Raw genomic sequence first — 22,436 nt, 5'->3', positions numbered from 1 at the left:
AGCCGGGTTTTATTACAATTTTCAACTATAATATGTTATTTTGGCGCTTCATTTTATTTATCAGCTGATATATGACAACAAAACGCGAAGCTTCTCTTTTTCTGGCATTGCTGCCAATTCTAATTCTAATAGGACTTTTAACACTTAACGTTTTACTTTTTGACGATACATTGGGAGGAGCCAATCAGGTTGCTCTGATGCTGGCAGCTGCTATTGCCGGAGTTGTTGCCTATCGTTTAGGTTTTAGCTGGGACAGAATCAGTAAAAAGATTGTTTCGACAATTGGTTCGGCAATGCCCTCAATTTTGATCCTGTTACTTATTGGGTCATTGGCCGGAACGTGGCTCATTAGCGGTGTTGTGCCGGCAATGATTTATTACGGATTAGATATTATCAGCCCAAAACTGTTCCTTTTTACAGCAGTAGTAGTTAGTGCCATTGTTAGTGTTGCCACCGGAAGCTCGTGGTCGACCATAGCAACTATTGGCATTGCACTGCTCGGTATTGGCAAAGCCATAGGCATCGACGAAGCAATTGTTGCCGGCGCCATAATAAGCGGTGCCTATTTTGGCGATAAAATGAGCCCTTTGAGCGACACCACCAATCTTGCTCCTGCAATGGCCGGTACCGATTTGTTTACCCACATAAAATACATGACATTCACGACGGTGCCAACGATGATCATCACCCTGATTATTTTTCTGATTATGGGTTTCAACTACGATTTTTCAAATGCCACTATAAACGTAGCGGATGTAAAATTGGCCATTGATGCTACTTTTAACACCAATCCCTTATTGTTTTTGGTACCGGTGGCTCTACTTACAGTTATCATCCTAAAAGTACCACCTCTTCCATCATTGCTTATCGGGACACTATTGGGCGGACTATTTGCGATTATTTTTCAACCCGATATTATAAATACTGTTGCCGGTAATGTTGACAGTTATGGAACAGCTTCCTATTATTCGGTTATGCAAGCCATGTTTGGCGATATTAGCCTGACTACTTCGAATGCCAATGTGAACGAATTGCTGAGTACTTCAGGAATGCGCGGAATGCTGGATACTGTTTGGCTGATACTTTCTGCCATGGTTTTTGGAGGCGTAATGGAATCGGCAGGTTTATTAAAACGAATTACACAGCCGATTGTTAAATATGCCAAAAGCACCGGAAGTTTGGTGGCATCAACAGTTGGAACATGTATCTTTTTTAACACCACCGCTTCCGACCAATATATTGCGCTGGTTGTTCCGGGAAGAATGTACCGAAAAACTTATGAAGAAAAAGGCCTTAAACCAGAAGTTCTGAGCCGGACACTGGAAGACAGCGGAACTATAACATCTGTACTTATTCCGTGGAATACCTGCGGAGCAACGCAATCAAGAGTATTGGGTGTTGATACCTGGTCTTATGCGCCGTACGCCTTTTTTAACATTATTAGTCCGTTTATGACCGTCCTTTTTGCTTATTTAAACATCAAAATCAGGCGATTTGCAAAAGGTGAAAAACCAACGGAGGTGACGAAAGAAGCTTAAAACGAAATTAGAATTTACAGCATAAAAAACGCAGCAACAAAACCGTTGACTGCGTTTTTATTTTTGGTAGAAAAAAAGTCAGGTTAATCTCTTGCTTCGTGGTTGCAGCGTAGTTAAACTTCCTATGTTTACCGGGTTCCCCGACTCGATACTGTTTCGGGCAGCTGTACCAATCAGAATAGACATGGCGCCATCGCGCGTACCGGCCAGGTGTTGAAACTCATCCTCGGCGTCAGGTGTCCTGAAAATATGATCGTGCAGTCGTTTATCGCCGCCACCGTGGCCACCTCTGCTATAACCAACATTTATAATCTCCTGCTCTCCCCAAAGTTTATGCACGATAATTGGTTTCGTCAACTGCTTCTGGTTTTCGCTCTGGTCCATTTCTGCTTTATGCATTTCTTCCTGCGATATTTGTACCTCTTCCAAATAAGGAACATCAAGAAATGCTTCAATGCGCCCTTCAGTTCCGTTAAACGCAACACGCCAGCCTTCCCACGGTGAATATGTTGTAAGCATGTAATTCAAATACACATTATTGGCATATTTTACATTTACATTCATTTTATCGTAGATATTTATCTCCGGCCTGAACAGGCAATTATCTCTAATATACCCATCGTACTGTTCGTGCTTTGCATACAGATTATATTCGGTGCGACTTTTGGTAATATCCCAATAAAACGGACAAGTATCTTTTTCATCGCACGAACGGCAATTTACACCGCTTTTCTCGGGTCGTCTTCCATAAAACTCCAAATCGCCTTTTGCATACACTTCATCGGGATCGGAATCAATCCACCAATTTAATAAATCAAAGTGGTGTGTTGCTTTATGAATCAATAATGTGCCACTCCACTCACGCTGGCCATGCCAGCGCCGGAAATAAGAAGCTCCGTGGCTGGTATTCAGCATCCACGAGAAATCAACCGAAACAAGTTTTCCAATCGTCTCATTCATCAACAATTCCTTAATCTTTGTATTATAAGGACTCCAGCGGTAATTAAAACCAACAATTACTTTGCGTTTGTAACGACGCTCCGCATCTAAAATTTCCTGGCATTTGTCTTCATCTGTAGTCATGGGTTTTTCGGTAAGCACATCAACACCGTTTTCCAACGACTTAACAATGTATTGATGATGAGTGGCATCCGGCGTAGTAACAATAACCAGATCAGGAGATTGCTCTTTTATCATTACATCAAAATCGGTGTAGGTTTTACAATCCTTACCCACTCCAATGTACTTAGCAGCATACTCCAGACGTCCCGGATTCGTATCAACCAAAGCCACAAATTCCAGAATATCTCCGTATTCATCAACCAGACGCTTTCCCCAAAAACTGTTTCCACGAATACCAGTACCCACTAAAACCATTTTTAGCTTTTCACCTTCAGCAAGAACTGCAGCTTTTAAAGGATTAGATACAACGGCACCGGCCGCTATTGTGCCAATGGTGGCAAGGAAATTTCTTCTGTTTTGCATGTGTATAAGTTTAAAATTGAATAGTATTGATTTAGGCAAATAAACTTAAGATAATTTGAGTACTCTTCCAAAAAAAAGAGAGGCCACCCTAAGGCAGCCTCTCCATTCATAAACTAATACCAGACTATATTAGGTTTAGTTGTATCCAGGATTTTGTTCGAGTGCATTGTTTCCGGAAAGTGCATCTTCAGGCACCGGGAAACGGCGTAAATGTTCTGAACCGGAAGCTTCATGATCCCACCATTCGTCGGTTACAAACTTATTCCAACGGATTAAGTCTGTACGACGACGGCCTTCTCCAAGAAATTCTACACCCCACTCATCGAGCATTCTGTATTCATCCAGATTATCGGCTGTAACCGGATTTGGGTCATTACCGTCTTCAAAATTACGTTCTCTAACAGTATTTATTAAATCGGCTGCAGCTTGTTCTTCGCCGGCGCGTAATTTACATTCTGCCAACATATAATAAACTTCAGCTAAACGAATAATTACGTTATCGGCCCCCCAGCGCAACGACTCGTCAGCCAAATTAGGCATTGGAGCTTTTACCAAACGAACACCGGTATTTTCTTCACCATCAGCCATAGTCGACGGTAGCGATGCGATATCAGGATATTCGTCGCCCACCTTTTTGAAAGTAGCTACCATATCGACAAACGAAATTACTTCATCTTTGTATTCTTGTGTTCCATATGATGTTCCGTAAGGACTGATTTGATCGCCAACCAGGAACATTCCTTCGTATTTACCACCTCCTTTATACAAGTAGGGCATTTTTCGTAAATCACCATCATCGAATTTTTCGTAAGGCTTGCCCAATTTGAATTCGGTATAAATATCGCCGGTTGGTTTACGCGACGGCTGAAGGTGATGACCGTTCCATGCTCCACCATCCAATCCGAAATACTTATATGTTTCGTAGTGGTAAAAACGATTCCACATCCAGTCGTACTGCAATTTGTTAAACTCTGATGGTGCCGACCAGATTACCTCTGGCGACTCGTTATTGTAAAAACCCAACGCACCATTCCAAGTGGGGTCAAGATTATAATCGCCATATTCACCATTTATAATTCCCTGACAAATTGCTGCACATTCGGTAAAGCGGCTTTCGCCAATATACGATTCGGCATTAAAATAAAGCTGTGCCAGCATACCAGCAGCAGCTCCCATACGCAAAGCTCCTTCTTCTTTTTCGCCGGCAACTTTTTTCGGTAGTTGAGGAATGGCTTCCAGTAGCAACCCTTCAATATGTTCGAAAGTTTCTTTATCGGTACTTCTCGGAATATTTTCACCTTCGTTTGAGGTAAAAATCGGAAGTCCGCCAAAGAAATCAAGACCACGCAAATAAAAATATGCGATGAGTGTTTGCAACTGCATCAGGTGCGATGCTTTATCCACTTCGGTTAAACCAACCGTACTGTAATCAAGATTTTCCAGATCTTGTTTGGTATCCAAAGCTAGTGCAACGCCCATTAGCGAACCACGCCACGATTGCCAAATCCAGCCATCGTTAACGGTCCACTCGTGGTAATGATAACGGTAGTTTTCACCACCGTTATACCAGTGTGGTCCTTTGGTTGTAATCGCAAACTGGTCGGCAGTCATTTCCTGCAGCTGCCATCTGTCTTCCTGCACATACCAGCGGGCATGCGTAAATGAACGGTACAAAGCAGCTTTTACGTCCTGCTCTGTATTAAAGAATGTTTCCGGTACAACTGCAGAGTACCACTGCTCTTCCAAATCGGTACAAGCAACACCGGAAAACAATAATATGATGAGTAGTAAACTATATGATTTAATTTTCATAACAATTTAATTTAAAGGTTAAAAAGTTAATTGAACTCCCAATGTCCAGGTACGGGTACGTGGATAAATGTTATTATGCCACTCGAAACCAGGGTCTAAACCGTTGATGTTCGACTCCGGATCCATTCCCGAATAAGATGTAATGGTAAACAGATCTCTACCGGTAACATACACATTGGCATTTTGCAGCCAATTAAGGTTTCCGGTATCAAAACGGTAACGCAGCGTTAATGCCTTCAATTTGATGAAATCACCATCTTCAATCCAGTAATCGCTAAGCTCTTTCTCTCCAACAACATCCTTGTTTTTATCAAATGCATCAGCCAAAACGTTTTGCTCTTCAACATTTGGCAAACCATAATACATATCAATTGTGTTGTAAATATCATGCCCTAACCAGCTGGTGAAGAAAGCTTCCACTTCAAAATTTCTAAAGCTAACCGTATTGTTCCAACTCATTTGAACTTTAGGAATTGCATTACCAACAAACGCTTTATCATCGTTTGTTTTTGTTTGTTCAGTTACATCAAAGGCATTTCCGTCTTTGTCATACAACATCCAGTTTCCTTCATCGGTAAAACCGGCAAATTGCCATACGTAGAATTTACCAATGTCTTGTCCCGGGAATAAACGAACCGCGTTACCCGGAGAGCCAGGAGCAGGAAATCCTACCCTATCCCAATAAGTTTGGCTGCCCCAAAGCGACTCCAGAGTAGATTTATTGTGTGAAATACGTAATGTTGTTGAATAGTCCCAATTAGCTGAACTTACCGCATTGTAATTTACTTCGGCTTCCCAACCTTTGTTACGCAAACTTCCAACATTCATCGTTGTTTTATCGTGCACAGCAGGTGGCACTGATACTGAAATATCATAGATCATTTTATCAACCTTACGGTCGTACAAATCGAACTTACCGGTTAATTTATTATCGAATAACCCGAAATCAACACCTACGTTATACTCTTTTTTCTCTTCCCACTGCAGGTCTTTATTTTGGTTATGTGCCGATCCATAGGTATAAATCCATTCATCATCAACCAACCACCAGGTATCAGAAGCATACATACGTGATGATGCTCCCGGTGCAAAACTTTGGTTACCGGTAACACCATAACCTCCACGTAGTTTTAAATCGCTAACAACTGTCACGTCGTCCATAAACGATTCGTCGCTGATGCGCCATCCGGCAGATACCGCAGGGAAGAAACCCCATTGGTTGTCTGTAAAAAATTTCGAAGAACCTTCGTAACGTCCGCTAACTGAAAGAATATATTTGTCGCGGAAGGTATAATTTGCACGACCAAAGAAAGCGATCAGTCTTTCGCGAGGGTCTTTCCACGATCCCATTCCGGCTTTACCTTCTGAAAGAAATGTTCCTTTTCCCATGTCCCATGCTTCAATACCATCTACAGGGAAATCATAATTGGTCATATCAAAACCATCGGCATTAAACTCCTGGAAACTATAACCAGCAACGGCATTAATCGAATGCTCACCAAAAGTATTGATATATTTTGCCAACCATTCAAAGGTTTTGTCCATACTCCTGCCATATGCCTGACGGCCTCGACCTGCACGGGCATTATCAAGGGACTCTTTATGTTGTGCCGAAACATATAACACATCGCGGTATTCGTTTGAGCGGTGGGCAATCATTGCCTGAGTACTCAAATTATCGGTGAGGTTCAGCTTCAAGGTTACATCGCCAAGGAAATTGGATGAGTGTCCCTGATCGGTGCGCAAATTAATATCAGCTACTGGGTTATAATACTCCCAACCACCGGTCCAAACATTATAACCATGAACTTGTGTATCGTCGTAAGCCGGCTGTGTAGGATTCAGCTTTAAGGCCATATCGAAAATACCATTGTGCGAGCGATCGCTGTTTGTTTTGCGGTAATCGGCATGTGCAATAATTTCTGCAAACCCATCAATTAAAGTAAAGTTGGCGTTAATACGGCCACCCATTTCTTCACGTTTATCACCAATGGCAATACCTTCCTGATCGGATGCTAAGAACGTGGCATAAATACGAGACGTTTCAGAACCACCACTTAAGTTAATATGATGACGCTGGCTGAAAGGGTTGTCAACAGTAACTTCATCATACCAATCGGTAGAACTTCCGTAATCAGTTCCCAAATCGTTTGCAACAAATTCTTGGGCACTTAAAACTTCAGGTTTCCTGCGAATTGTTTCGGTTGTAAACTCCGATGTATAGGTCAGACGAATTTTTCCGGCTTTTGCCGACTTGGTCGTAATAAGAATTACACCACCTGCAGCACGCGTACCATAAATTGCTCCGGCCGATGCATCTTTTAATACATCGATCGATTCAATATCTTCGCGACTTACCGAGTTTATGCTACCGCCGGGAACACCATCGATAACAATAAGTGGCCCTTGGCCGGCTAATACTGATGCAACACCGCGCAGTTGCACCGATGTTGTGGCGTTCGGGCTGGTTCCGTTAGTTGACTGAATACTTAAACCGGTAACTTTCCCCTGCATTCCGATAAGCGGATTTCCTGAACCACCGGGAATAAGGTCTTTTGATTTTACAGAAGTAATTGAGCTGGTAACTTCTTTTTTCTCCAAAGTACCATAACCTACTACAACTACTTCGCCAACGTCAATTGCATCGCCAAGCATGGTTACATTTACTTCGGTTTGACCCCCTACTTCAATTTCCTGGGTTTGCATTCCAACAAACGAGAACTGCAATACGGCATCCGCAGGAACATTTCCTAACGTATACTCTCCTTCTAAGTTGGTAACAGTTCCATTTGTAGTTCCTTTTACAACAATTGTTACACCAGGCAGCGGTATTCCGTCGTTGTCGGTAATCACTCCCCGAACAGTTTTCTGCTGCGATTCTATATCACTGCCATCTCCCGAGTTGTCCTTAGTTATAACAATGTCTTTATTAAGCACTCTGTATTTCAATCCTGTACCAACAAGAACATCATCTAATACATGCTCAACAGTAGCTTTGGCATACACGGCATCAACCTTTTTATATCGGGGCAGATGCTCGTTTTTGTAAAAGATATCAAATTCAGTTTGGTCTTGAATGGATTGAAAAACGTTCTCAAGACTTGCATCGCGTAACTCCATGTCAATCCGCACTGATTGCGAATAAACACTAGCCGATGCACTGACTAAACTTATTAAAATTAAAAAAAGGGATAGTTTCATAACAAGAAACAGTTTTCGCCCCTTCCTTCTTTCAAAAAGAAAGAGGTGGATTAGTTTTTTTTTCATAGTTTCGCTACGATTTTAATTTATAAATCAAAAAATTACACTTGTAATGTTAACGGGAAGTATGTGGCGTATTTCCCGTTTTTTTTTTGGATGCATAGGTAGTTCAGTTCATAGGCAGAAATAGTTTTAGCTAGTTAGTTTTTGTTCTATTATTAATTCAATTTCACTGTAATATTATCATTATCAATTTCATAGTCGATTGGCACTAACTCATTAATCACCTCAAAGTGTTGTATAATTGGTTTATGTTTTCTCAGTACTCCCGAGATGTATTCGTGCTTAAAATCGTCCTCCGGATAGTTGATATCCACATCCCACCAGCGTTCCATAATTTGAAAGACTTTATCAACCGATTCATTTCGGAACTCGTATCGTCCCTCGCGCCAGGCCGTGTAAATGTCAAAATCCTTTTCGCCGATTAAAACTTCAGCTGTTTCGGTGTAAAATGTGGACTGTTCGCCGGGATACAGATCTTTAAAAAAGTTACCCGAAATAATTTTCACTTTTCCTTCAACCAGTGTGGTTTCAATCATTTTATCCTCGGGATATTCGCAAATATTAAATTTGGTACCGGTAACTTTAACTGTATGATTACCCGTTTTTACCAGGAATGGATTTTTTTCGTTTGCTGTAACTTCAAAATAGGCCTCACCGTGTAAACTAATCTCGCGGTTCTTTTCAGTAAAATCGGATGGAAAAGAAAGCTCGGAACCGGCGTTCAACCAAACATGAGTACCGTCAGCTAAAAACACTTCCTTTATTTGACCTTTAATCGCTTGAACGGTTTTCATCTCAACGTTTTTAGAAGCAACCTCTTCAGAATACAAATAGTGGCTCATCCAGCCTACTCCCAGAGCTACAATTACAATTGCAGCAATTTTTACCAACTCTTTAAAAACCCCTTGTCTTACTTTCGAAGCATTTATTCGATTCTGCAATTCAAGCCATTCTTTGTTTTCAAGTTCCTTTAAATTTTCAGTATCAATTTCTGCTGCATTCCAAAAATCCTTTTGTTTAAATAATTTTTTTCGGTTCTCCGGATTCTCGTGAAGCCAGCTAAGCAACGCAGCTTTTTGTTCTTGGTCTGCATTTCCTTGAATAAAATGCAGTATATCCTGATCTATATTTTCAGTGTTCTTGTTGTTCATTTTTAATAAGAGTATTTTAAGTGGAGATACCCCTACCTCCGTAACTAATTATTTTTAAAATTTAATAGAAAGAGAAGGTAGGTGTGCTCCTTAAATTCGTTGTAAAAAATTTTTAAGGCTTTTGATATATGTTTTTCAACCGTTTTTAACGACAGATCGTATTTTTGGGCTATCTCTTTATTCGACAAGCCATTAAACCGACTCTCATTAAAAATTTGGGCACATTTTGGAGGTAATTTCTGTAATGTGTTTTGAATCCGGTCTCTTATTTCAAATTCTAAAACACTTTTTTCGGAATTGAGAAAAAAATTAAATTCTTCCTGTTTCAATCTAAATTCTATCTCATTCAGCTTGCCCGCTTTAAACTGTTCTCTTTCGAAATATTTATAACAACGATTTTTAACCATGGTAAAAAGGTAAGCCGACAGCGTGTTTTTCACTTCAATCTTTTTCCTGTTTTTCCATAATTCGTAAAAACAATCCTGCACAAAGTCTTTCGCCATATCTTCTGCAACAAATTTTTTGGCAAAAAGAAAAAGCGGTTGGTAGTACTTTGTGAAAAGACTATTAAAGGCGGCATAATCACCTTCTTTAAATTTCCTGAATAATATTGATTCAAGATCGGGTTTCATTAAGGGTAGAAAATAGTTTAGTAACAGTTTAGTTTAAGTACACAAAAGTATTCTTTTTAAATAAATTGCAAACTATTTAAGCTCATACACGCTCCTATCGCAATTCAATTTCTCTAAAAAAACGAAATAAAATAGTTGTAAAAGATTGAAAACAGGCCGAAATTGATTTTGGTGATCGAGTAAATAAAAACATTAATCGGAGAGCCTTTTCTTAAGAGATTTCCATATAAACAATTACATTTGCGACCTAAAGCCGCAATTATTGGATTTTTTACAGGAAACGATTGATAAATAAAATCGTTATATGGAGCATATTGATTATAATTCAGACTGGCGCAAAGTGGCGTCAACCATTTACAAAAAGCCTACCGATTCTAAAATTTATGGTACGGTAGAATTAGATGTTACAGATATTGAAAAGTACATCGCTCAAAAAAGAAAAGAAGGCTTAAAAACTACGCTCACTTATATCATCACACTAATTATTGGAAGGGCAATTCGTAACGAAGTGCCCGAACTAAACACCTTTGTTAAGGGCTCGAAAATAGCCCAGCGTAAACAGGTTGATGGAGTGGTTAGTGTTTTACTGGCCGGTGGAGAAATGGGATCGGTAAAAGTTGAAAATGCCGATCAACGTACCATACAGGAGGTAACCGACGAAATTGCCGAACATATCCGTCAGTCGCGAAAAGGAAACGAACGCGATGAAATGCAATCGAAAAATATACTGGCACGGGTTCCGTGGCCTTTCCGTAAATGGCTGTTCCGCCTGTACCGTGTTCTTACTATCGATTGGGGAATTTCTTTACCGGGAATCGGCCTCGATTCAAATAGTTTTGGCTCGTATGTGGTATCAAACATTGGCACCGTTGGTCTCGATACCGGTTTTGGCTCGTTACTACCTTCATCAAACGTATCGCTGGTAATGGTTTTGGGAACGGTTCAGAATAAACCCGCAGTGGTTAACGGCGAAATTGTTCCGCGCAGAATCATGTTACTGTCAGCAACACTCGATCATCGCGTTGTCGACGGGTCACATGGTGGCCGCCTCTTCCGACAAATTAAATTCTTATTAAAAAACCCACATCTTTTGGAAGAAAAACCGGATCAGAATCTGGCCCGATTTTAAGGTAAGTTCCGGTCTGAAATGTTGCTGAACATTTTAGATGAAAAATTTCCGTGTTCGTACACGGAATACTAATATTTTTGTTTAGATTTGAAAGCGAAGAATTAAAATTGTGATATTTTAATCATAAAAAACAGAAACGCTATCGAACTAAATAAGCAAATACGAATTAAGGATATTGCCGAAAAAGCCAAAGTTTCAATCGGCACGGTCGACAGGGTTTTACACAACCGGGGCGAAGTAGCTACCTCTACAAAAAAGAAGATTCTCGAGATTATTAAAGAGCTGAATTATCAGCCCAATATTCTGGCAAGTACGTTGGCATCTAAAAAAGCTGCTACTTTTGCAACGCTACTTCCTCAACCTCCTGCCGGAGATGGATACTGGACCAAACCAATTAAAGGAATCCAAAAACGAATTTCAGAATTACCACAGTATGGATTACAAATTGAATCGTTTACATTTAATCAGGCCGATTCGAAGAGCTTTGTTGAAGAAGCCAATAATGTTCTGGCCATAAAACCCGACGGTGTTGTGCTGGCACCCTTTTTCAAAAAAGAGGCTACGGTTTTTATCAAAGAATTGAAAGAGCTGGAAATTCCGTTTGTTTTTATCGATTCTGACATTAAAGATGTGGGACAACTAAGTTACATTGGCCAGAATTCCTATCAAAGCGGATTGGTTTCGGGTAAATTGCTCGATTTGATGTTACCCGACGGAAATATTCTGGTTCTTCATTTTGCAAAAGAGATGGACAACCAAAACCATTTGGTACAACGCGAAATGGGAATACACGACTGGTTTAAGCAAAAAAAGGATAACAACCACGATTTATTCACCATTGAAATTCCGGATACGAATTCGGATAAATGGATGCAAAAGGTTGAAAACTACATCGTCGAAAGGAACATTAAAGGAATTCTTGTTACCAACTCGAAAGTATTTTATGTTGGTCGCCTGCTTCAAAAACTCAAACTCAATACTATTAAAGTAATTGGCCACGATCTTATAAAAGAAAATATTGAATTTTTGAAAATGGATCTCGTTCAGTTTCTCATTTGTCAACGCCCCGAAGAACAGGGATATAACGCTGTAAACAAACTCTTTAGGTCCATCGTACAAAAAAGAGAAATTCAAAAAGAAAGTTATACCCCAATTGATATTGTTACAAAAGAAAACGTTGATTACTACAAAGAATTTAAATAAAAACTATGCAAGCATTATCATTTAACGATTTAAAAGGCAAAGTATGCGTAATTACTGGTGGAGCCGGAGTTTTAGGTACTGCCATGGTTAAAGCCATTGCATCGGTTGGAACCAAAATTGCCATTGCCGATATTAATAAAGAAACAGCCGATAAAGTTGCGGCAGAGATTGCCGCCGAGTCGGGAGCAGAGGTGATTGGTGTTGCAGCCAATGTGCTCGATAAAGAATCGCTTGAGGCGGCAAAAGCAGAAATCAACAAAAAACTGGGTCCGATTGATATTTTAATTAACGGCGCCGGAGGAAACAGTCCGCAGGCAACAACAAAAGTTGAAACCATGACGGAGGAAAACATGGATAAGCTTGAGGACACTTTTTACGGGTTGGAAATGGAAGGTTTCGACAAGGTTTTCGCACTAAATTTTAAAGGGACTTTGCTGCCCACCATGGTTTTTACCCGCGATATGCTAACGAATAAAAAAGGTGTTGTACTGAATGTTTCATCAATGAACTCGTATAAACCGCTCACAAAAATTCCGGCATATTCGGCTGCAAAAGCGTCGATCAATAATTTTACGGAGTGGTTATCAGTACACCTGGCGAAAGTAGGCATTCGAGTAAATGCAGTTGCTCCAGGCTTTTTTATTACTAACCAAAACCGTTTTTTGGTAGTGGACGAAAAAACCGGTAACTACTCGCCTCGCGGACAAAAAATTGTTGATAATACGCCAATGGGGAAATTTGGAGAACCTGAAGATTTGCAAGGCACAACACTTTTCCTGATTTCTGATATTTCAAACTTTATTACCGGAATTGTAATTCCTGTTGATGGAGGTTACAGCGCATTTGGAGGCGTTTAAAAAAACTTTGGATAATGTTTGGGCCGGATTTGGAATTCGGCTTCTTTTTCCCGAAACGCCGTTAGCGCTAACGCCGGCAACCCTAAAAATAGGGTTGATTTAAGTATAACCAATTCCGCAATAAAACGATATAATAATTTATAGCCAATAAAATCAAACAAAATGGAATTAAAACAAAATTGCAAATATGCCATGCTGGTACCAACAAGCATGGGAACCCGTCTTACTCCCGAAAATGGGCAGCCCGTTCATTCAAGCGATAAATTTACGCTTTATGCTACCAGTGCCGAAACCAACGTAGCCAGCATTTCATCGTACCTGGGATTACCCGTAAAAGTTTTAACCACTTTTGTAAAAGACAGTCCCATTGCAAAATTTATAAAAAGCAACTTAAAAGCCCGCCACATGGACTATGAAGGCCCCGAAATGGAACAGGAAAATCCATGGGGTTATCGCCACCAGATAAACATTGCCGACAGTGGATATGGCAGCCGTGGACCGCGTGTTTTTAACGACCGTGCAGGCGAAGTAGGCCGCACATTAAATGTAAAAGACTTTGATCTTGAACGTATTTTTGGCGAAGAAGGAGTGCAAATCGTTCACTTATCCGGGTTGATTGGTGCACTATCGCCTGAAACAACACAGTTCTGTCTTGAAGTTGCAAGAGCAGCAAAGAAATATGGTACCAAAATTTCTTTCGACCTTAATCACAGAGCTTCGTTTTGGAAAGGTCGCGAAGAACAACTTCGAAAAGACTTTACCGAAATAGCATCGGTTTCGGATATTCTTATTGGTAACGAAGAGGATTTTCAGCTTTGTTTTGGAATTGAGGGACCACCAGCCGGTGGTGAAGGTTTGAACGCCAAAATTGATGGATTTAAAGGATTGATCACTCGTGTAAAAGAGACTTTTCCAAATGCATCGGTTTTTGCAACCACACTGCGCGAAGTTGTTAGTGTAAACGAACACCTTTGGGGAGCTATTATGCTGGAAGGTGAAAACTGGCATGTTGTTGAACCACGAACAATTCGTGTATTCGACCGTATTGGTGGCGGCGATGGTTTTGTTGGCGGAATGCTGTATGGAATTCTAAAAGGCTGGGAGCCGGAAAAATGGCCACAATTTGGATGGGCCACCGGAGCTCTGGCAACAACTTTCTTAACCGACTACGCACAACCTGCCGATGAAGAACAGGTATGGAGTGTGTGGGGTGGAAATGCGCGCGTTAAACGCTAGTCAATTCATTTAAAAATTTGATCAAATGATATATTTCGAAAAAGGTTCTACCGAAACGGCACTCAGTGCTGATGATCTGAGAAATGGTCTGTTCGAAGCCTTTGAAAAAATGGGAGCAAAACAAAAAGTTTTAGCGGTTCCGCCTGATTACACACGCTTACCATCGCGTGCCGGAGAGCTCACTGAATTTACCTGGGAGTACTTCGGCGAACGCCTCACCGATGTACTTCCGGCTTTGGGCACTCACACGCCAATGACAATGGAACAGATAAGCCACATGTTTGGTAAAATGCCAACAGAGCTGATTCGCGAGCACGATTGGCGAAATGATGTGATTACATTAGGAACCGTTCCTGCTGAATTTGTTAAAGAAGTTTCGGAAGGAGCAGTTAATTATACCTGGCCGGCTCAGGTAAACAAAATATTAGTTGAAGGTAATTTCGATCTGATTTTATCTATCGGACAGGTTGTTCCGCATGAAGTAGTAGGAATGGCCAATTACAATAAAAATATTTTTGTAGGAACCGGTGGTGTTGAAGGCATAAACAAAAGCCATTACATTGGAGCAGCGTACGGTATGGAAAGAATGATGGGGCGTGCCGACACACCGGTAAGAAAAGTATTTAATTACGCTTCCGAAAATTTCTCCAATCATCTGCCGATCGTTTATGTTCAAACCGTTGTAGGCCTCAATAAAGAGGGGAAATTACAAACCTACGGCCTTTTTATTGGCGACGATTTTAATGTGTTCGATAAAGCAGCAAAACTTTCGCTCGAAGTTAACTTTGAGATGGTTGAGAAACCCATCAAAAAAGCAGTGGTTTGGCTCGACCCTACTGAATTTAAAAGCACCTGGCTGGGCAACAAAAGTATTTACCGCACCCGCATGGCATTAGCCGATGGCGCCGAATTAATTGTACTTGCTCCGGCTTTGAAAGAGTTTGGTGAAGATCCACAAATCGATGCTTTGATCCGTAAGTATGGCTATTTTGGTACACCTCATACGTTAAAACTGGTAAAAGAAAACGAAGATCTACAGAACAATTTGGGCGCTGCAGCTCACCTGATTCACGGTTCTTCCGAAGGTCGTTTTAATATCACTTACTGTCCGGGCAAAGCAGAAGGAAACATTATCCAACAGGAAATTGAAAGTGTAGGATTCAAGTATGGCGATTACGATGAGGTGACTGCAAAATACGATCCCCGAAAACTGAAAGACGGATTCAATATAATGCCGGATGGTGAAGAGATATTTTATATTTCAAATCCGGCAATCGGATTGTGGGCGTACCGAGATCGGTTCGATTATTAGTAAAAACAGATTCTAAAACAGACAGAAAAATTGAATACGAAAAGCAAACAAAAAAGCATTAATTGGGGCATTATCGGGGTTGGCAATGTAACAGAGGTAAAAAGTGGGCCGGCTTTCTATAAAGTCGAAAATTCAAAATTGGTTGCCGTTATGCGCAGAAATGAAGAAAAAGCACAAGACTATGCGCGTCGCCACAATGTTCCGAAATGGTATAGCAATGGTTCCGCATTAATCAACGATCCGGAAGTAAATGCGGTTTATATTGCCACTCCTCCCGACACCCACGCGTTATATGCCATTGAAGCACTAAAAGCCGGGAAACCGGTTTATGTTGAAAAGCCTATGGCACGCAATTATGCTGAATGTCTGGAGATGCTTAAAGTTTCAGAGGAAACAAATACTCCGCTGTGGGTGGCTTATTACCGACGTACTTTACCGGCATTTCTGAGAGTGAAAGAACTAATAGAAACTGGCAGTATCGGCAAACCCTTAATGGTAAATATAAAGTTATATAAACAGGCTGCCGAAGCCAATCAAAAACCGGAAGAAATGCGCTGGCACGTTTTTCCGGAGATTGCCGGTGGCGGATATTTTTTCGATCTGGCATCTCACCAATTAGACTACCTCGATTTTGTTTTTGGAAAAATCAGCGGGGTAAAAGGACAAGCTGTTAATCAGGCCGGCCTCTACCCTGCTGAAGATACAGTTACAGGAACCTGGAAACACGAATCCGGAGTTGTTGGAACCGGAAGCTGGTGTTTTGTTGTTGATGAAAAATCGGTGGAAGATTATATTCAAATTGTTGGAGAAAAAGGCGAAATTTGCTTGCCTTGTTTTACACATGGCGATGTTATTGTAAAAAATCAAAAAGGAACAGAAAAACTAAGTTTTAATAATCCGCAGCACATCTCGCAAAACCTCGTAAAACAGGTTGTAAATGAATTACTGGAAAATGGCAAGTGTGTCAGCACCGGAGAATCAGCAGCCCGCACCAGCCTGGTGCTTGACGAGATGGTTAAAGATTATTATATTAAAAATCAATAGACCGAGTAGAAGGCCCAATGAAGATTATAATCGATAACAAAATACCATATATTAAAGGTGCTCTTGAACCTTTTGCCGAAGTTGTTTACCTCCCGGGAAGTGAAACTACACCAGAGGTTGTAAAAGATGCCGATGCACTGATAACACGCACACGAACGATCTGCAACCGGAAATTACTTCACGGTTCTAAAGTAAAATACATTGCAACTGCAACCATTGGTTTCGACCACATCGACACAGACTATTGTCGAGAAGCAGGAATTGAATGGACAAATGCACCGGGTTGTAATGCTGAGAGTGTAAATCAGTACATTGCTTCTGCTTTATTCTCCTGGTCGATGCGCAAAAGAACCGACCTTGCCGGATTAACAGTAGGTATTGTTGGAGTAGGAAACGTAGGAAAGCGTGTAGCAAAAACCTGCAAAATACTTGGCATGAATATTTTGCTGAATGACCCACCGCGGGCGAGAGCAGAAGGAAGTAACAACTTTGTTTCATTGGAAACGATTCAGAAAGAAGCCGATATTATCACTTTTCATGTTCCATTAAATATGACAGGCGATGATGCAACTTTTCATTTGGCAAATGAAGATTTTCTGCAAAACCTGAAAAAAAAACCCTTGCTAATCAATTCGTGTCGTGGTGAAGTTTGTGAAACAGAAGCGATTTACAACGCCATTGAAGCGAACGACATAAAAGGTTTTATTGCCGATTGCTGGGAAAATGAACCGGATATCAATCTCGAACTCCTAAATCTGTGCGATCACGGTACGCCACATATTGCAGGCTATTCGAAAGACGGAAAAGCGAACGGAACAAAAATGAGTGTTCAGGCCATCAGTAGGTTTTTTGGTTTAGGAATTGACAACTGGGAACCAACAAATGTAGAAAAGCCGGAAAATACCACAATAGAAATTGATGGTAACCAACGTCGCGAGTATTCCATTTTGGCTGAAGCGATTTTAAGTACTTACGACATTGAAAACGATGATGATGATCTTCGGGAGGCTCCGTTAAAATTTGAACAGTTACGTGGTGATTATCCTGTTCGACGTGAATTTGCCACGTACACCATCAATGCAAAATATATTGAGGAGAAAACCTTGAAAAAACTCAAAGAATTAGGTTTTAATGTAAAAACACAGTAAAAATAAAACGTATCGGAATTGGTTTCGTTACAACAATCGAATACATTCAAAATAAAAAACAAAAAATATAGAAATGAAAAAATTAGCAGACATTGGTTTAATCGGGTTGGCCGTGATGGGCGAAAACCTGGTATTAAACATGGAAAGTAATGGCTACACGGTTGCTGTTTATAACCGTACAGTTGAGAAAGTTGACAAATTTGTAAACGACAGAGGAGCAGGTAAAAACTTTATTGGAGCGCATTCTATCGAAGAATTTTGTGCCTCGTTGGAAAAGCCTCGCAAAGTAATGATGCTGGTAAAAGCCGGCAAACCGGTTGATGACTTTATCGATATGGTTATCCCGCATCTTGAGCCCGGTGATATCATTATCGATGGCGGGAATTCACATTTCCCGGATACGATTCGTCGTACAGAATATGTTGAAAGCAAAGGATTACTTTATATCGGAACCGGCGTTTCAGGGGGCGAAGAAGGCGCTTTAAAAGGTCCTTCAATTATGCCGGGCGGATCACCGGATGCGTGGCCGCACGTTAAAGAAATTTTCCAGGCTATTTCGGCAAAAGTTGAAAGTGGCGAACCTTGCTGCGACTGGGTTGGTGAAGGCGGTGCAGGCCACTTCGTAAAAATGGTACACAATGGTATTGAATATGGAGACATGCAAATTATTACCGAAGCTTACCAATTAATGAAAGAGCTGCTTGGAATGAACAACGATGAAATGTATGAAGTTTTCAAAAAATGGAATACAGGAATTCTTGACAGCTACCTGATTGAAATTACCCGCGACATTTTAGGCTATAGAGATGAAAACGGCGAAGAAACAGTTGAAATGATCCTTGACACTGCCGGACAAAAAGGAACCGGAAAATGGACAGGAATTTCTGCACTCGACCTGGGTATTCCTTTAACTCTGATTGGCGAATCGGTTTTTGCTCGTTGTTTATCGGCACAAAAAGATTTGCGTGTTAAGGCTTCTAAAGTTATTGAAGGCCCAAAACCAGAGTTTAAAGGAGATAAAAAACAATTTATCGACGATATTGAAAGTGCTTTGTTAGGTGCTAAAATTATTTCGTACGCACAAGGTTATAACCTAATGATGGAAGCTGCAAGCGAACACGACTGGAACCTAAACTACGGCGGAATTGCCCTGATGTGGCGTGGTGGTTGTATCATCCGTTCCGTATTCCTTGCTGATATTAAAAAAGCTTTTGATAATAATCCTGAATTACCAAACTTGCTGCTCGATCCTTTCTTTAAACAAAAAGTTGAAGAAGCGCAAGAAGGCTGGCGACGTGTTTGTGCAACAGCACTGGCAAATGGAATTCCAGTGCCGGCATTAACTTCAGCATTGTGTTATTTCGATGGATTCCGCAGCGAACGGCTGCCTGCAAATTTGCTACAGGCACAACGCGATTATTTCGGCGCTCACACCTACGAAAGAGTTGACAAACCACGTGGCGAATTTTTTCACACTAACTGGACAGGTCGCGGTGGCGACACTGCATCATCAACTTACAACGCATAAGCATTTTGAAGGAGATAAATAAAAAAAGGAAGCACTCGCTTCCTTTTTTATTTTAGAAATTTATCATTGCTTTTATAGCACCAAATTTGTAGCCTTCAACAACATCGAAAGCAACGGGTGTTTCTTCCAGCGTAAACTCGTGAGTAACCATTTTCGATACTTGAACTGCTCCTGAAACGACCAGATCGATTGCTTCTTCAACACAATGGTTTTGCCGACGTACATTAATTACTGTCAATTCTTTTCGGCGCATTAAATCCATATCGAACACATATTGGGCATCCGGTGGAATGCCGACTAAAACCAACTTTCCGCCCGGTTTCAGAATTTTTATGGCATTATTTACAGCCTCTTGTTCGCCACTTGCTTCAAAAACCACATCAAGCAAAAGCTCTTCTTGTTTTTGCACAGCAGATTCCACATCTTCGTTTTTAGGATTTATCAACCATGAAGCGCCAATTTCTGCCGCTTTATTTAATCTATAATCAAGTGGTTCTATCATTCCAACATTGGTCACATTATCGGCTAACAATTTCATAAGAACACTCAAACCAATTGGGCCTGCACCAAAAATACCTGCTGTTGTTTCCTTTTTTTGGATTTCGGCCAGGTTAACGGCATAAACACCAATTGAAAGTGGTTCGATCAAAGCCGCCTGTCGGGCATTTAATTTTCCGGTAACCGGGAAACAGGTGAACGACGGCATCACAATGTACTCCGACAAACATCCTTCTATTTGTCCCGGACATCCTAAAAACTTATTATTTCTGCAGGTATGCGGGCGCCCTGCCAAACACTGATCGCAGGTACCACAATGCACTGATGGATCGACAACTACCAGGTCCCCAACTTTAACGTTTGTAACTTCTGTACCGGTTTCAACAATTTCTCCGGAGCACTCGTGCCCCACCTTAAAAGGATATTGAACCACCTGAGAGCCGATCCTTCCATCTGAATAATAGTGGATATCTGATCCGCAAACCCCCACTGTTAAGAGCTTTATCTTAACATCTTTCTCGTTTATCAATTCCGGGTCAGATGTTTCTGTTAATTTCATCTGCCGAATACCGGTTAATACTACTGCTTTCATTTTTTTTTACTGGATTACCTTTAACGAACCTCGAATAGAAGTTTCTATGCCGCTATTTAAGATTTGGATTAAAAATACAATCTGGAATTGTTGGTGCCAAATAAATGAGCACATAACTTTAGTACCTTTTACAATTTAAAACCAAAATGCATTTAAAAATCTCATGAACGAAGTATAAGAACCACTAAATAAGCATTTTTATTGAGGTAAGAACTTCCTATTCTGTTCTTTAAAGTTGAACCATACTTTTTATAAAATGGTACAATGTAACTTGCTGTTGCAATAATAAATAAGAATATGATTTTTATCACTAACCTATGTTGATTTGTGATTTTCGAACGAATTATGAATTTTTTCAAAAATAAAGAAAAGTATTATATAACATATTGTATATATCACAATCACTGACAATCAATATTATAAGACAAAAAACTGAGCGTTTTTTAACAAACATTAATTAATTTTAAAAAATACTTAAGGTTTAAGTCAATTTTATATTATATTAGCGCAGCCTTATATGAATAAAAAGATTTAGATACTTATTAGAACTACCTTTTCTCTATTAGACCAATAAGTTTTCTTATCTAACTAAACTAGACTATGAACAATCGGGTTATCAACAAAAGATAACCCGCTTTTTTTTGGTAGAAACTGAGTCAGGCAAAACGTTTCAGTAAACGCATAAACCGGATATAAAATAATATCCCGGCGGTTCCCAAGCCAACCAAATAACCATACCAAATTCCCTGAGGTCCAACATCTAAAACAAACGTGAAGACATAACTGGTTGGAATACCAATTAGCAGATAGGCAATAAAAGCGATAAACATTGGTGTGGTTACATCGGCCATTCCACGCAACGAACTTTGCATTACTACCTGCAAACCATCGAATACCTGGAAAACAGCAGCGATAACCAGCAAACCTGCTGCAACTTTAATAACGCTTTTATCTGGTGTAAACATTAATGGCAGCACGTTTCTTCCCAGAATAAATAGAAGGGCCGAGAGTACCATAAAAACAAGAACCAGGTGCGTGGATGCAAAAACTGCTCTTCGTAACGATAAGTAATCTCGTTCACCCATTTGATGGCTCACACGAATAGTATTGGCCTGCGAAACGCCAAGCGAAATCATATACGTAAATGTGGCCAAACCAAGCGCCACCTGATGCGCAGCAAGCGGAGTTTCGCCAAGCCATCCCATCATTACCGCTCCGATTCCAAAGGCAGCAACTTCTACAATTAACTGAAACCCAATGGGGACACCAATTCGTAATAAGGCTACAATATCCTTTTTGAATATTTTTTGGTAACGTGCAAAAACAAAATAACGTTTAAATCTACTGTTCCTTAAAATGAAGTAGGCAAAAAGCAAAGGCATACATACGCGCGAAGCAAGTGTTCCTATTCCTGCTCCATGAAGCCCCATTTCCGGAAATCCGAATTTTCCGAATATGAATACATAATTCACTGCAATATTTATAACATTTGCAGTAAGAGTGATTTGCATAGCAATTTTTGTATTGCCTATTCCTTCAAAGAACTGTTTTAATGTGAAGAAAAACATAAAAGGCAGATAGGAACTACAAAGCAACAAGTAATACGGACTTCCCAATTTTAATACATCTTCGGGCTGCCCCATATATGGAAGAAAGAAATAAATGCTGAACATGAAGACTGTTAAAGCTACAGCTGCGACAAGATGTGCTGCAATTCCATTTTTCAACCAAACAATAGCCCTATGTAACTCGTTTTGGCCAAAAGCTTTTCCAACTAAAGGAGTTAATCCCATAGTAACTCCCATACCGAAAACCATTCCAATCATAAACACACTGTTGGCAAACGATGCTGCAGCAAGCTCAGTTGTACCAACGTGCCCAACCATCATATTATCAGCAAGCGAAACAGTAACCTGCCCAATTTGCGATAAAACAATGGGGAATGCCAAAGTTAGATTACGGCGGTAAAATGGAATATAATCTTGAAATTTCACGCGCCAAAGATAC

Annotated in this window: 16 protein-coding genes and 1 pseudogene; 10 read left to right on the top strand and 7 right to left on the bottom strand. The window is 40.4% G+C overall.

Annotated features, from left to right (window positions below):
• Window positions 1–71 precede the first annotated feature (71 nt).
• Window positions 72–1,538: a Na+/H+ antiporter NhaC gene (gene nhaC, locus G0Q07_RS10520; protein ID WP_163346051.1), complete on the top strand. Its 1,467-nt coding sequence runs from the start codon at window positions 72–74 to the stop codon at window positions 1,536–1,538.
• A gap of 78 nt (window positions 1,539–1,616) precedes the next feature.
• Here the strand turns inward: nhaC and G0Q07_RS10515 are convergent, their stop codons facing one another.
• The 5 genes from G0Q07_RS10515 to G0Q07_RS10495 form a co-directional block, all read right to left on the bottom strand.
• Entirely contained in the window at window positions 1,617–3,023 is a 1,407-nt protein-coding gene (locus tag G0Q07_RS10515; protein ID WP_163346050.1) for a Gfo/Idh/MocA family oxidoreductase, read from the bottom strand.
• Window positions 3,024–3,158: 135 nt separating this feature from the next.
• The gene (locus G0Q07_RS10510; protein ID WP_163346049.1) at window positions 3,159–4,835 is read right to left on the bottom strand and encodes a RagB/SusD family nutrient uptake outer membrane protein; all 1,677 of its coding nucleotides are present in this window, start codon (window positions 4,833–4,835) and stop codon (window positions 3,159–3,161) included.
• An 18-nt stretch (window positions 4,836–4,853) separates the two neighbouring features.
• Window positions 4,854–8,036: a SusC/RagA family TonB-linked outer membrane protein gene (locus G0Q07_RS10505; RefSeq protein ID WP_163346048.1), complete on the bottom strand. Its 3,183-nt coding sequence runs from the start codon at window positions 8,034–8,036 to the stop codon at window positions 4,854–4,856.
• A 218-nt stretch (window positions 8,037–8,254) separates the two neighbouring features.
• Window positions 8,255–9,250, bottom strand: a complete 996-nt coding sequence (locus G0Q07_RS10500; protein WP_163346047.1) for a FecR family protein — start codon at window positions 9,248–9,250, stop codon at window positions 8,255–8,257.
• Window positions 9,251–9,294: 44 nt separating this feature from the next.
• On the bottom strand, window positions 9,295–9,882 hold the full coding sequence (locus G0Q07_RS10495; RefSeq protein WP_163346046.1) for an RNA polymerase sigma-70 factor: 588 nt from the start codon (window positions 9,880–9,882) through the stop codon (window positions 9,295–9,297).
• 304 nt (window positions 9,883–10,186) lie between these two features.
• Here G0Q07_RS10495 and G0Q07_RS10490 point away from each other — a divergent pair, with 304 nt between their 5' ends.
• The 9 genes and pseudogenes from G0Q07_RS10490 (at window position 10,187) to gnd (ending at window position 19,339) form a co-directional block, all read left to right on the top strand.
• Window positions 10,187–11,011 carry a 2-oxo acid dehydrogenase subunit E2 gene (locus G0Q07_RS10490; protein ID WP_163346045.1) on the top strand — a complete coding sequence of 275 codons (825 nt, stop codon included), beginning with the start codon at window positions 10,187–10,189 and terminating at the stop codon, window positions 11,009–11,011.
• 114 nt (window positions 11,012–11,125) lie between these two features.
• A pseudogene (locus G0Q07_RS21280) lies at window positions 11,126–11,299 on the top strand (LacI family DNA-binding transcriptional regulator); the annotation flags it as partial.
• A 27-nt stretch (window positions 11,300–11,326) separates the two neighbouring features.
• Complete coding sequence (locus tag G0Q07_RS10480; RefSeq protein ID WP_163346044.1) at window positions 11,327–12,214, top strand: sugar ABC transporter substrate-binding protein; 888 nt, start codon at window positions 11,327–11,329, stop codon at window positions 12,212–12,214.
• 5 nt (window positions 12,215–12,219) lie between these two features.
• Window positions 12,220–13,071: an SDR family oxidoreductase gene (locus tag G0Q07_RS10475; RefSeq protein WP_163346043.1), complete on the top strand. Its 852-nt coding sequence runs from the start codon at window positions 12,220–12,222 to the stop codon at window positions 13,069–13,071.
• A 162-nt stretch (window positions 13,072–13,233) separates the two neighbouring features.
• The gene (locus G0Q07_RS10470) at window positions 13,234–14,307 is read left to right on the top strand and encodes a PfkB family carbohydrate kinase (RefSeq protein ID WP_163346042.1); all 1,074 of its coding nucleotides are present in this window, start codon (window positions 13,234–13,236) and stop codon (window positions 14,305–14,307) included.
• Between the two features lie 25 nt (window positions 14,308–14,332).
• Window positions 14,333–15,619, top strand: coding sequence for a lactate racemase domain-containing protein (locus G0Q07_RS10465; RefSeq protein ID WP_163346041.1), 1,287 nt, complete (start codon window positions 14,333–14,335; stop codon window positions 15,617–15,619).
• Window positions 15,620–15,649: 30 nt separating this feature from the next.
• Entirely contained in the window at window positions 15,650–16,663 is a 1,014-nt protein-coding gene (locus tag G0Q07_RS10460) for a Gfo/Idh/MocA family protein (RefSeq protein ID WP_163346040.1), read from the top strand.
• Window positions 16,664–16,680: 17 nt separating this feature from the next.
• On the top strand, window positions 16,681–17,811 hold the full coding sequence (pdxB, locus tag G0Q07_RS10455) for a 4-phosphoerythronate dehydrogenase PdxB (protein ID WP_163346039.1): 1,131 nt from the start codon (window positions 16,681–16,683) through the stop codon (window positions 17,809–17,811).
• Between the two features lie 73 nt (window positions 17,812–17,884).
• Window positions 17,885–19,339: a decarboxylating NADP(+)-dependent phosphogluconate dehydrogenase gene (gene gnd / locus G0Q07_RS10450; RefSeq protein ID WP_163346038.1), complete on the top strand. Its 1,455-nt coding sequence runs from the start codon at window positions 17,885–17,887 to the stop codon at window positions 19,337–19,339.
• A 52-nt stretch (window positions 19,340–19,391) separates the two neighbouring features.
• Here gnd and G0Q07_RS10445 read toward each other — a convergent pair whose 3' ends face one another.
• On the bottom strand, window positions 19,392–20,429 hold the full coding sequence (locus G0Q07_RS10445) for a zinc-dependent alcohol dehydrogenase (RefSeq protein ID WP_163346037.1): 1,038 nt from the start codon (window positions 20,427–20,429) through the stop codon (window positions 19,392–19,394).
• A gap of 656 nt (window positions 20,430–21,085) precedes the next feature.
• Entirely contained in the window at window positions 21,086–22,423 is a 1,338-nt protein-coding gene (locus G0Q07_RS10440; protein WP_163346036.1) for an MATE family efflux transporter, read from the bottom strand.
• Window positions 22,424–22,436: the final 13 nt, after the last annotated feature.

Source organism: Draconibacterium halophilum, from assembly GCF_010448835.1.
GTDB classification, from domain to species: domain Bacteria; phylum Bacteroidota; class Bacteroidia; order Bacteroidales; family Prolixibacteraceae; genus Draconibacterium; species Draconibacterium halophilum.
The sequence above is the reverse complement of the archived record's forward strand: the minus strand, read 5'-3'. Positions and strand labels throughout refer to the sequence as shown.